This is a genomic window from Desulfuromonas versatilis, from assembly GCF_019704135.1.
Taxonomy (GTDB): Bacteria; Desulfobacterota; Desulfuromonadia; order Desulfuromonadales; family NIT-T3; genus Desulfuromonas_A; species Desulfuromonas_A versatilis.
On the sequence record NZ_AP024355.1, the window covers coordinates 1733652 to 1745608 of the forward strand.

The following is an 11957-nucleotide window of genomic DNA, read 5'->3' on the forward strand; positions in this document are numbered from 1 at the left end:
AAACCGTCCACGTCACCCCGAAAAAAACAGGGTGATGGATCCCTGCCCCTGGATGGAATTCGCAAAGGGAACGTGTGTTCCCGGTACAAAAACCGCGGCTTCGCCTGCTACCCGACCTCCCAATGGTTCACCGCCTTCAGACCGCCAGACCTGAGAAATTTCTTTTGTCGAAAAATTTGACGTCCTTGGATTCAAAATTGAGGCGTGTTCGAAATGGCAATAATTTCATTTAGATATGCAGCTGGCATGATTGGTGCTGTTGGATTTCTCCAATAATTCTTATTTTTTCTTTTGGCTCAGGTTTCCTGCAGTCGAGTGACGTTTCGGGGTGGCTCGGTTCAGGAAATGGGGGCGGGCTGGCCAGGTGAAGAGGAAAAATGTTCTGAACTCAATCGAGGGAGGATATGAAGATGCGAAATTTTTTGGTTTCTGTTTTTGCTGCGGTGGTGATGTTGGTAGGCGGAGTGGTAACCGCGGAGGCGGTGTTCATTCAACAGAATTTCGGAGGCTTGGTTGGGGGGGTTAATGCAGGCAGTGTTCTTGATGGAATTTTGAGCACTACTTCTTTTATTAACGGTAGTGCCATTTACGATCGTGACCTTATATCCGATTTTGGGCCTTCCGAGCAAGTGTACACGGGTGGTGATCTTACCAATTTCAGTTTCTCCTTCCAGGGGCTTGGTTCTTTCGCTGCAGCAGATGACATCTTTTTTGACGGATTTTCTTTTTTACCTCCGTCATTAAGTTTCGACATCTTTCCGCAAGATGATGATGGTACCCTAGGTCCAGACGAGGACCCTCTTGTTCCCCCCATCGGTCGTCTGAAAGGGTTTAGCTTTTTGACCGAATTCACTTTTAACTCTTCCCTTCTCGAGTTGACAGTTTTTGATAAATTATGGACCATTTCTGAAATCGACAGCTTTGGCTTCCTTACTGACATTGCGTTTGGTGAATTTTTTCTTCCCGACTTCGGCTTTGACCTGAAAAATGCACCGCCTGTACCCGAACCATCGACCATCCTGTTGCTTGGAGCGGGGCTTGGGGGGTTGGTCTACCTCCGTCGTCGGCAGGGCAAATCGTAGTTTCTGGCCCTTATGGGCGACCGGCGATATTGCAGTTTACCGGTTTCTCTGGTTTGGGTGACTACCTTCGATTACTGATTTCGGGACTGTTTCAGGACCGTTTTGATTTAGAAATTTTGGGGCTGCAGGTCGTAATTCCTAGAGGGGAGAGGAATTCGGCCCAGCCCCATTTTTGTTTAATTAATTGTGGTCAGGGGGGCGATTGCTTGGGAGCCCATCTGTCCTGCACTCGCGCATGATGCTCTTGACACGGGAAGGAGTTGGTGTGCCATGGGATATGTTTTGAAAAAGGTAGGTGGACTACTGATTGGCACGTATTTTCTCCTGATTGCTTCGGCGCTGGCCCAGGAAGGGCTACCTGATATAGGCGTTCGAACTATTTCAGGTGGAATTTCTTCTGGGGTGACGGGGAACATAAAAAAGCTTGATCCCGGAAAATTACTCCCTCATGAAGAGTCACCAGCAGTGGGCCCCGCTATGGCAATACCCAGTCGGATTGTGGTTAAACTGAAGGAACAATTACCCGATACCCCCGCTTTGGCACTTGTAAACTCCCTGAAAACGAAAAAGCCCACCTTGCAGGAGAAGTTTAAACGTCATGGTGTTTTAAAAATTCGCCCTCTTATCACCGGACCAGCCCCTTCGATCGATGTATCTTTTGGCCGTTCATTCAAGCCGGTGAATCAAGGGGATTTGGGTTTAGACCGGATATATTTTTTGGATCTTCCCCAAGGAAGGGACGTGCGAGCGATTCTGGAGGATTTTTCTTCGGACCCGAATGTAGTTTCCGCCGAAGCCGATTATCCCGTGAGAGCTTTTTTGACCCCCAACGATCCAAGTTTGGCTTCCCAATGGGGGATGACGAGTATTGCCGCAGGCCAGGCGTGGAATTTTGTGACGGGCAATCCAGAATTGGTTGTTGGGGTGGTGGATTCCGGTATCGACTATAGGCATGAGGACTTAAGCGGCAAAGTTGTTTCGGGATATGATTTTGTAAACGGAGATGGCGATGCACTGGACGACGTCGGTCATGGTACCCACATCGCTGGTGTTATTGGGGCCCAAACAAATAACGGCAAAGGGGTCGCCGGCCTCAACTGGCAGGTGAGTTTTCTGCCGGTTAAGGTGCTAGGTGCCAATCAAATGGGCTCAACCAGTGCCTTGACCCAAGGGATTTATTATGCCGTTAACAATGGCGCCAAGGTGATTAACCTGAGTGTTGGCAGTCTCGCCAACCCTAGTTATCTGCTTGCTGCCGTTAATTTCGCCCACTCCAAGGGATGTCTGCTGGTAGCTGCGATAGGCAACGGGGGCGGGAACATTCTGGAATATCCCGCTGCATATCCAAAGGTGCTCGCAGTTGGGGCGACAGACAGAAATGACGTCCGTGTCGCCAATTCCACCTGGGGTTCCAACTTTGGTTCCCATATCGATCTGGTCGCCCCCGGTCAGGGGATCCTCAGCACCATTCCCGGCAACCGGTACCAAGCCTGGGACGGTACTTCCATGGCCGCGCCCCATGTCGCGGGGGTAGCTGCGCTGGTCTGGTCGGCGAACCCCTCTTTGACCAATGACCAGGTGGCTGACATTTTAATCAAAACCGCCGATGACCAGGTGGGCAATCCAACTGAGGACGTGCCGGGTTGGGACCCCTATTATGGCTGGGGCAGGCTCAATGCGCTGCGGGCGGTGGAAATGGCGCTGCAGGCCGGCGGGGGGCCTGCTGAACCCGCAAACAGTCCTCCCCGGTTTACCAGCGCTCCGGTTACCGCCGCCACCCAGGGGCAAGGTTACAGTTATTCGGTTGCCGTCACCGATCCCGACGCCGGACAAACACTGACCATTGCCGGTACCTATCCCTCCTGGTTGACCCTGGCTGACCGCGGCAACGGCACCGCCACCCTGGCCGGCACCCCGGGCAATGCCCAGGTCGGCAGTCACCCCATCAGCCTCAAGGTTACCGACGCCGGCGGGCTGTCGGCGACCCAGAATTTTTCCATAGCGGTGGCCAACGTCAATGACCCACCCAGCTTTGTCAGTACCCCGGTGATCTCGGCCCGGCAGGGCACCGCTTACCGGTATGCCCTCCGGGCTGCCGATGTTGACGCCGGAGACAAACTGACCATCAGTGGCACCTATCCCGCTTGGCTGGCCTTGACCGACAACGGCGACGGAACGGCCACACTCGGCGGTACGCCCGGCAACGCCCAGGTGGGCAACCATTCCATCAACCTCAAGGTCACCGACGCGGGCGGGCTGTCGGCGACCCAGGCATTCATCATCACCGTAGCGAACCTCAACGATCCTCCGACGTTCTCCAGTTCGCCGGTCCTTTCGGCCCAGCAGGGCACCGCTTACAGCTACGCCGTCAAGGGAGCGGATGTCGATACCGGGGACAGTCTGACCATCACCGGAACCTATCCGGCCTGGCTGACGTTGACCGACCATGGCAACGGCTCCGCCACGCTCTCCGGGACTCCGGACAACGGTCAGGTCGGCAACCACCCTGTCGGTCTCAAGGTGACGGACGGCGGCGGGTTGTCGGCGACCCAGAATTTCTCCATATTGGTGTCTAACCTCAACGATGCCCCCGTCTTCACCAGCACCCCGGTAACCTCGGCGGAACAGGGAAAGGCCTACACCTATACCGTCAAAGCGTCCGACCCGGATGCCGGGGACAAGCTGACCTTCTCCGGCAGTTACCCCTCCTGGTTGACCCTGACCGACAACGGGGATGGCACGGCGATCCTGGCGGGCGCTGCCGGCGTCGAGGCTGTTGGGGAACACTCGGTATCGCTGACGGTTGACGACCCGGGTGGACTCGCCGCTAGCCAGTCCTTCACCCTGAGCGTCACCGCCGCACCCGTTCAATTGGCGATTTTGGCTTGCCCGCCCGCCGGGGAGGGGGCGGCTTGCGTGGTGCGCGAAGACGGGGGAGATGCCTCGAGCAATCTCGATGTGAGTAATGGCAAGCCGCGGATCGACATTCGATTCCGCTTCCAGGTGCTGCTCAGCGACCCCTCGGGGGCGCCGCCCCCGCAGATCGTGCTGGTGCTAAACGGCTACGTCTATCCCATGAATCTGCTGTCGGGCGATGCCGGCCACGGGGCGACCTACGCCTACACCACCTGGCTTGGCCCGGCCCCGGTGTGCAATTACCACTTCGAGGCGCGCGACGATGCCGGCACCCTGATTTTCCGTTATCCAACCGCCGGAGAGCTTGCCGGGCCGGCGGTGCGGCTGGTACGGGGCGCCAATCTGGTCGGCTTACCCGGGGCACTGGAGGGTGCCAACCTGGCAGCCGCCCAGGCCCTGGGAACCGCGAATGCCTATCGATGGGATTCCGAGGGGCTGAGTTCGACGGGCAACCGTGGCGCCTTTGTGTTGGTCGATTCATCGGGGCCGGTTCGATCGGGGGAAGGGTACCTTGTCCAGCAGGCCGAGGTCGGAACGACACTGCCGCCGGTGGATGGGGTGCCGGAGATCACCGCGAGCGAGTTTGCCCTTGCCCTCAAGCCGGGTTGGAACATTATCAGCATCCCCTATGGCGGGCCGGTCCGTCTGGCCGATATCAAGGTGCAGCGGGGAGGTGCCCCGCCGGTAAGTTGGGCGGAGGCAATTTCAGAGAGATGGCTGCCCAATGTCTTCTATTATCTCAAGGGGAGCGACTACGGCAACAACTACGGATACCTGGCAACCTACCAGGGGCCGGATGTCGCCCTGGTTCCCTGGCTGGGCTATTGGTTGTACCTTTCCCGCTCGGATGCCGATTATCGGTTGATCATTTCGCGCCCCGGTCTGTAACCGAGGTTCTCCTCCTCCCTCGCAATGAGGGAGGAGATGAAGAAGTTTGCAGAAGTGAGACAGTTCTGGCATGAGTAGCAGGGTCGTTTTGATCGGAAATGTGCTCGCCGCAATGGTCATTGCCGGCTGCGGCGGAGGTGGGGGCGGAGGCGACGGGGCCCAGGATCCGAAGCCGCCCCAAGTGCTCGCCGTCTTCCCGGAGTCGAATACCACCGACGTGGCCGAGGATACGCTGGTGAGGGCTGTCTTTAGCGAGGAGATAGACTTCCCGAACCCGGCAGAGGCCTTTCGGTTGGAGGATGACCACGGCCGAAGCGAACCGGGTACCCTTGTCTTTGACTCTGCATCCGTGACGGCGGTATTCACCTCCGCGGGCCTGCTGGCGCCCGACACCCGTTACACGGCAATCCTCAGCCAGGGGGTGCGGGATCTTGCCGGCCATCCCCTGGCCGGGGAATACCGTTGGAGCTTTACTACCGGGCCGGCGCCCACCGTGACGGCAAACCTGCCCGCCGCGGGGGAAACCGCAGTCGCGGTGGACACCGAGATCCTTGTCACCTTCAGCGAAGAGATCGCCCCCGCCACCTTGACCCTGCGGGTCTTGCGGCAGTTCGATCTGGCACCTCAATCCGGTACCCTGCTCTACGACCCTGCCACCCGCACCGGTACTTTTACCCCCGATGCCCCTCTGTTCGTGTTCACGGCCTACCTCGTCACCGTGGACGCCGCGGTCACCGACCTCGCGGGCAACCCTCTGAAGGCCGACCACACCTGGCAATTCGAGACCGAACCCGCCAGCCCGCCGCCGCCGTTTTAGAGGCGGTGGCCAGTGGACCGTGGACAGTGGTCAGAAAAGCCGTTATCCGCACCACCGGGGTTTCGGCTTTATCCGTGTTAATCAGATTTGATCCGTGACCAATTCAGGTTTTTTTGCTGTGGTTGATCCGTCAGATCCGTCAGATCGGTCGGATCGGACCTATCCGTCGGATCTTGCGCTGCAGGTTGCAGTTAGTCGATCAGAATCAATTTCGAAGTCGCCAGCTCCCACCCGACCAGCGCCGCGAAAATCACGAACAGCACCAGGCTGGTGACGGCAAGGCGCCTCTGCACTCGGGGCAGGCTCCGGGCAAGGCTTGGCTTGCGGGAGAAGGGAGAAAGGACCCCGACTCCCGCCGCACTTATGGCGCCCCCGAGCAGGGCCAGGTAGACCGGATAGCCGACGTAGCCGTAGCCGGCCTGGAGGATGTCGAAGGGGCAGTGGTGGGTGGGGAGTTCGTAGTAGTAGAGGGAAATGAACGAGATGATCGCCGCCAGTGCGACCGGGAAGCTGGCTGTGCCGGCCATGGCGAACAGCCACCCCTGGCGGCCGCGCAGCAGAAACCAGAGCCCTGTGGCGAGGGTAAGGACCATGGCGATAACCAGGGCCAGGCGCACCGGCCCAACGGGAAGCGCGGCCAACTCGGAGGCGAGTCCCTGGCCCTCGGCGCCGAACAGGCTGCCGCAGCAGGAGATGATCAGGTCGGGTTTGAGGCCGAGAATATAGAGGGCCAGGAAGCTTGTCTCGGCGAGCACCACAGGGGTGAGAAGCAGCAGCAGGGAGTACTTGGTCCGGGTCAGGGGATAATCGTAGGCGCGGGTATCGGCATGGTTGAGCACCAGCCACAGCCCGGCCAGGAAGAAGGTGGCGATCTTCAGCAGCAGGGTCGGGTAACCGAAGGGGTTGGCGTTGAGGGTGCCCGCGGCGCACATGGCGCCGATGAACAGGGGGTGGAGGCGGTCGGCGGTGAACACGAACAGAAACAGCGACGCCAGCTGAAAGATCATCACGTTGAACAGGATGGTGGTCACCAGGTAGGTCTTGCGCTCCAGGCGCAGCTGCAGCTCGCTGCCGCTGTTCAGGCTCCAGCGCAGCAGGATCTGCAGTCCGATGCCGCTGCAGTAGAGCAACAGCAGGGAGATCAGGGCCGAGGTGACCAGAAGGGCGATTATTGTGGGGTGCAAGAGCATGGGGTCAGTGGTCAGTGGTCAGTGGTCAGTGGTCAGTGGTCAGTGGTCAGTGGTTGGGGCCGCGTCTGATCCGACTGATCGGTCGGATCAAATGCGGCCAGGTTTTGCATTATCCGTGTTTATCAGATTTTATCCGTGTCCAATTGCCTTTAAAGATTTTAGACGGTTTTGCGTTTATCTCCCCCGTATCCGCGTCGCGCGAATCGTGCCATTTTGCTCCACGATGCCCTGCACCTGGACGTGCGCCCCAACGCCGGGGTCCTTGTCCAGGCGGGTGCCGCTGCCAACCGCCAGGGGCTGGCCGTCGACCTTCCACCTTTCGGTGAGCGTCCCCTCGAAACGCACCCGGGCGCCGACGGGGATGGGTGCGGGTTGTCCCTGGTCATCGGGGGCGTCGGCGGCGATCCATTTTTCGATCAGATCGATCTGATCATCATCCAGCCAGGGCGGGCCGTCAAAGGGCATCCGCGGTCGGGACAGCCCCTTGATGCGCCGCACCACCTCGCTGGCGCCGGGCTGTCCCGGCACGATGCGGGCCCGTTCGCCGCTGGCGAGGATTTCGGCGTAGCCGGTGGTCAGAAAGCCCTCGGGGGCCGGTCCCATCATGCCGGTAGGGCTGTGGCATTTGGCGCAGCGCGAGAGGAAGATGGGCGCCACGTTCGACCAGCGTGGCGAGTTGCTGGTTACGGTTGACGGTTCCGGCGTGGTCTCGATAGCTGCGGACCCGGGCGTCGCTGCAGCGGCGGCGGCAGCGGCAGGCATGCCGGCGGCGACCCAGCGCTCGATCAGGTCGATCTCCTCGTCGTTCAGCCAGGGCGGCCCGGTCAGCGGCATGCGCGGCAGGCTCTTGCCGCGCACCCGTTTCAGCAGCTCGCTCTCCGCCGGCTTTTCCGGCAAGGCGACCGGACCGTCCTCGCTACCGGCGCGCAGCCCATCCAGGCTGTCGAGGCGCAAGCCCTTGGGAGCGGCCGGCCCCTGGTGGCACACCACACAGCGCTGCTGGAGGATCATGGAAACGTCGTCCCAAGTGGGATCGGCGGCAATGGCAGGGGCTGTCAGGAGAGCGAGAAATGACGCAATCAGGAGCAATCGATGGCCTGCCGGGACTTTTTTCATGGGGCTTCTCCTGAGAAAAGGGCAAGAACCTTTTGGGGGACGCTGATCAGATCTGATGAACGCTGATAAGGCAAAAGCAATAAGCATTAAGGCAATTGGACAAGGATCAAAGCTGATTTTCACGGATAAGGCAACGGGCCGCGTTTGATCCGACTGATTGGTCCGAGCCGACCGATCCGTCGGAGCCGCTGCGGCCTCGAACATTGATCACTTATTACTCATCACCGGTCACTGCCTTTCAACCCGTCCATCGCGAATCCGCACCACCCGGTCGATAACCGGGGCCTGGTAGACCAGGGGGTCGTGGCTGGCGATGACGATGGTTTTGCCGCGGTGCTTCAGCCCGGCGAGGATTTCCACGAACTCCTCGGCCAGTTGGGTGTCGAGGTGTGCGGTCGGCTCGTCGGCGATGATTACCGCCGGGTCGTTGATCAGGGCGCGGGCGATGGCGACCCGCTGGATTTCGCCGCCGGAGAGCCAGTCAACCTTCTCCTGAGCCTTGCCGGCGATACCGAACAACTGCAGCAGTTCCCCGGCACGACCCTTGAGTTCCCCATAGGGTTCGCCGTTGGGGTAGGCGGGGAGCATGACGTTCTCGAGGGCGCTTACCCCCTTGACCAGGTGGAAGTGTTGGAAGATGAAACCGAAAGTGTGGCGGCGGATCGCGGTGAGAAATCGCTCGGGCAGGCTGGTCACCTCCCCGCCGGGAAACCCCGATCCGCCCGGCATCTGGTCCTGTTCCGCGTAGCTCAGGCGGATACGCCCGGCGGTGGGTCGCGCCATGCAGCCGATGAGGCTGAGCAGGGTGGTTTTCCCCGACCCGCTCGGCCCCTGCAGTACGCTGACCTTGCCCCCCTCGATGCTCAGCGAGACATCGCGCACCGCGGTGAACTCGTTGGGGCGGCCCTGGTTGAAGGTTTTTGTGACGCTCGTCAGTTCGATCATGGGCTAGTGATGAGTAATGAGTGATAAGTGATTGGTAAAACGCCTGGTTTTTGCCTGATCAGATTTTTATCAGATTTTATCTGCGTCCCATTGGTTTTTTGGGTTACTCGCTTGTTCAACTCCGCAGCACCGCGTCCGGGTCGATGGTCGCCGCCCGCCAGGCTGGAATGATGGTGGCGACGGTATAGGGGAGTACGGTGAGAAAGAACAGGGTCGCCACCTGAAAGGGGTCTATGAACGGTACCAGGCGAAATTGGGGGTAGAGGATCGCCCAGCCCTTGAGCACGGGGGCGAACAGGGCCGAGTCGGTAAGGAACACGTGCCAGTAGGCCAGCAGCATCCCGACCAGAAACGAACTTAGCGAGATCACCGTCCCCTCCCAGAATTTCATCTGCAGAACTTCCGAGGTTTCCCAGCCGATGGCCTTGAGCACGCCGATCTCTTTTTTCTCCTCGGCCGAGAGACCCGAGGCCTTGTCCCAGGCGAAGATGACGAAGGCCAGCAGCGCCCCGCCCAGGATCGCCACCAATAGTCCGCTGCGCCAGCTGAAGACCGCGTCGTAGGTGCGCAGGATTTCTTCACGGACGATCGGCCGGGTGTCAGGCAGCAGCTTGCGGATCTTGCCGGCTACCACTGGGATTTCGTTGGGATTGAGCACCCTGACCTCCAGGTCGGTGGCAGCCCCCTGGGGAAAGCCGAAGAGCATGCGGAAATCCTCCTCTGTAAGCAGGATCAGGTCGCTGCTGACCAGCTCGGATTCGGCGCTGAGGATCTCGCTGATGTTGAAGCTGACCAGCTCCCCCTTGTCGGTCCAGAAGGGCAGGATGTTGTCAATTTCCGACTCGCTGATTTTGGCGATGCCGGGGCCGATGGCGATGTTGCCCGGACCGTGGGGAAATTCGTCGTCCACCAGCAGGGTGTAGTTGGCCTGGAATACCGTGTCGAAATAGTAGCCCCAGAGTTTGGGGCGGACGGCGGTTACCCCTGGGATGGCGGCGATTTGCTCGGCATAGTCGATGGGGATCGGATCGTGGCGGCCGGCGGCGAGTCGTTGAACGACGATCTCGGGGGCATCGCGAAGAACCACCTGTGCCTCGCGCAGCAGGGCCTGGGTAAAGAGCATGACCGAGGCGAGGGCGAACACTACCGCCGTGTAGACCAGAACCAGAGCCGCGTTCTTCCCCTTGCGGCGCAACAGGGACGAAAGAGTGAAATCGAGCAGATAACGCTGCCGGGCCAGCCACATCATGGCCCGACCCTCTGGCTGGTCAAGTGGGGAGGGGGCCCGACCAGGGAACCGGTTGGGTAATGCTCCTGAGACATGGGATAGTCCTGAAACGGGGTGCCCAGATCGGCCATGGCCGGGTGGCGGGTGTAGCGGGCCTCGGTGAACAGGGCCAGGTCGGTTAGTCCCAAGCGTTTTACCAGGGATGATTTATGTGACAGGCTCGCTTCGGCCCGGGTTCTGCCCTCCTGCGAATGCCCGATCGCCAAGCCGGCCAGCATCAGGTTAAGGAAAAGAAAATAGATAAAGATGGTGGACTTGCGCATCAGGCTCGAATCCCGCGAGGAGCGCCATGTGTTTCGGGCGAATGATCGACGAAGTTTGGCAATTGATTTTAATGATAGCTTCCTTCGGGCCGCTATCAAGTTATTTTTTTATGACAAACCTCTTGCAAAAGTCTAGATCCGATGCGATCGGTTGTAACCGCCCTGCATGGCGTTTCGCTGAATAAATGGTCTTTGCGCTGAAGGTGGTCGCCCAATCTCATGACGAACTCGACTTCTGCAAGAGGCTCCGGTGAAAGCTGGTATGCTTTTCAACAGAGGCGGGGCCGATTTCTCACCGCCTGAGCTTCGAGCCTTGACTATGACCAGCAATCCTTGCAGAGCCTGCTTGATGCGCCCCCCCGAATTGCTGTTGCGGGCAATCGAGGAGTTCAATGCCGGAGATTACTTCCTCGCACATGAAACCCTCGAAATTCTCTGGTGTCAGGAGAGGGGCGAGATCCGCAAGCTTTACCAGGGAATCCTGCAGGTCGGCATTGGCTTGCTGCATAACCGGCGGGGCAATTACCGGGGAGCGGTCAGTCTGCTGCGCCGTGGCACGGGGTACCTCGAGCCCTTCGGCCAACTCTGTTTGGGGATCGACGTGGCGGACCTGGTGAACCAAACCCGCCGGGCCTTGGCCGAGCTTGAGTTGCTGGGCCCCGAGCGTTTCGCCGATTTCGATCCGAAGTTGGAACCGCGCATTCATTTGGCTAAAAAATAACCGGGCCGTTTTTTTCTGTCTGGTGGAAATGAAAGGAACCGAATCATGAACCTCCGGAGATTCCAGGCGCCGGCCAGGATTCTTGCGTGGCTGCTGAGCTTGACGTTTCTCACCGGTTGTCAGACGGCCTATTACCATACCATGGAGAAGTTCGGGGTCCACAAGCGCGACATCTTGGTCGATCGCGTCGAAGAGGCCAGGGATTCGCAGCAGGAAGCCAAGGAACAGTTCAGATCGGCCTTGCAGCGCTTTAACGAAGTGCTAGGGGTTCAGAGCGGCGCTCTCGAGGAGCAGTACAACAAGTTGAAAGCAGAACTCGATCGCAGCGAGGCCAAGGCCGACGCGGTGCGCAGCCGCATCGACGACGTCGAGGACGTGGCCGGGGCGCTGTTCGATGAGTGGAAGGATGAACTCGAGCAGTACTCCAACGCCAGCCTACGCCGCGACAGCCAAGCCAAGCTCGAGCGTACGCGGCGCCAGTACGGCCAGCTGATCGGCGCCATGAAGCGGGCCGAGGAGCGTATCGACCCTGTTCTCTCGGCTTTTCGCGACCAGGTTCTGTATCTCAAGCATAACCTCAATGCCCAGGCTATCGCGTCGTTGAAGGGAGAGCTGAAATCCATCGAGGGGGATATCGGGTCGCTGATCCGGGAGATGGAGCGTTCCATCAGCGAGGCTGATTCGTTCATTTCGGCGATGGCCAGGGACTAATAATCCGGGCGCCACGCAGC

General features: G+C 59.5%; 10 protein-coding genes. 5 read left to right on the plus strand and 5 right to left on the minus strand.

Annotated elements, in window-relative coordinates:
- Positions 1–404: 404 nt before the first annotated feature.
- The 3 genes from DESUT3_RS07665 to DESUT3_RS07675 all read left to right on the plus strand — a co-directional run bounded on the left by DESUT3_RS07665 (position 405) and on the right by DESUT3_RS07675 (position 5703).
- Positions 405–1082 (plus strand): PEP-CTERM sorting domain-containing protein, encoded by a 678-nt coding sequence (locus DESUT3_RS07665; RefSeq protein ID WP_221251885.1) that lies wholly within the window; start codon positions 405–407, stop codon positions 1080–1082.
- Between the two features lie 270 nt (positions 1083–1352).
- Positions 1353–4886 (plus strand): S8 family peptidase, encoded by a 3534-nt coding sequence (locus DESUT3_RS07670; protein WP_221251886.1) that lies wholly within the window; start codon positions 1353–1355, stop codon positions 4884–4886.
- 112 nt (positions 4887–4998) lie between these two features.
- Entirely contained in the window at positions 4999–5703 is a 705-nt protein-coding gene (locus tag DESUT3_RS07675; RefSeq protein WP_225911689.1) for an Ig-like domain-containing protein, read from the plus strand.
- A 191-nt stretch (positions 5704–5894) separates the two neighbouring features.
- Here DESUT3_RS07675 and DESUT3_RS07680 read toward each other — a convergent pair whose 3' ends face one another.
- The 5 genes from DESUT3_RS07680 to DESUT3_RS07700 form a co-directional block, all read right to left on the minus strand.
- On the minus strand, positions 5895–6893 hold the full coding sequence (locus DESUT3_RS07680) for a hypothetical protein (RefSeq protein ID WP_221251888.1): 999 nt from the start codon (positions 6891–6893) through the stop codon (positions 5895–5897).
- A 174-nt stretch (positions 6894–7067) separates the two neighbouring features.
- Positions 7068–8009 (minus strand): c-type cytochrome domain-containing protein, encoded by a 942-nt coding sequence (locus tag DESUT3_RS07685; protein WP_221251889.1) that lies wholly within the window; start codon positions 8007–8009, stop codon positions 7068–7070.
- Between the two features lie 228 nt (positions 8010–8237).
- Positions 8238–8954, minus strand: coding sequence for an ABC transporter ATP-binding protein (locus DESUT3_RS07690; protein WP_221251890.1), 717 nt, complete (start codon positions 8952–8954; stop codon positions 8238–8240).
- A gap of 115 nt (positions 8955–9069) precedes the next feature.
- Positions 9070–10203, minus strand: coding sequence for an ABC transporter permease (locus DESUT3_RS07695; RefSeq protein WP_221251891.1), 1134 nt, complete (start codon positions 10201–10203; stop codon positions 9070–9072).
- The gene (locus DESUT3_RS07700) at positions 10200–10505 is read right to left on the minus strand and encodes a hypothetical protein (RefSeq protein WP_221251892.1); all 306 of its coding nucleotides are present in this window, start codon (positions 10503–10505) and stop codon (positions 10200–10202) included. Before DESUT3_RS07700 ends, DESUT3_RS07695 begins: the two co-directional genes overlap by 4 nt.
- A gap of 349 nt (positions 10506–10854) precedes the next feature.
- Here DESUT3_RS07700 and DESUT3_RS07705 point away from each other — a divergent pair, with 349 nt between their 5' ends.
- Together DESUT3_RS07705 and DESUT3_RS07710 are read left to right on the plus strand one after the other, a co-directional pair.
- Positions 10855–11226, plus strand: coding sequence for a DUF309 domain-containing protein (locus DESUT3_RS07705; RefSeq protein WP_221251893.1), 372 nt, complete (start codon positions 10855–10857; stop codon positions 11224–11226).
- Positions 11227–11271: 45 nt separating this feature from the next.
- Positions 11272–11937: a DUF2959 domain-containing protein gene (locus DESUT3_RS07710; protein WP_221251894.1), complete on the plus strand. Its 666-nt coding sequence runs from the start codon at positions 11272–11274 to the stop codon at positions 11935–11937.
- Positions 11938–11957: the final 20 nt, after the last annotated feature.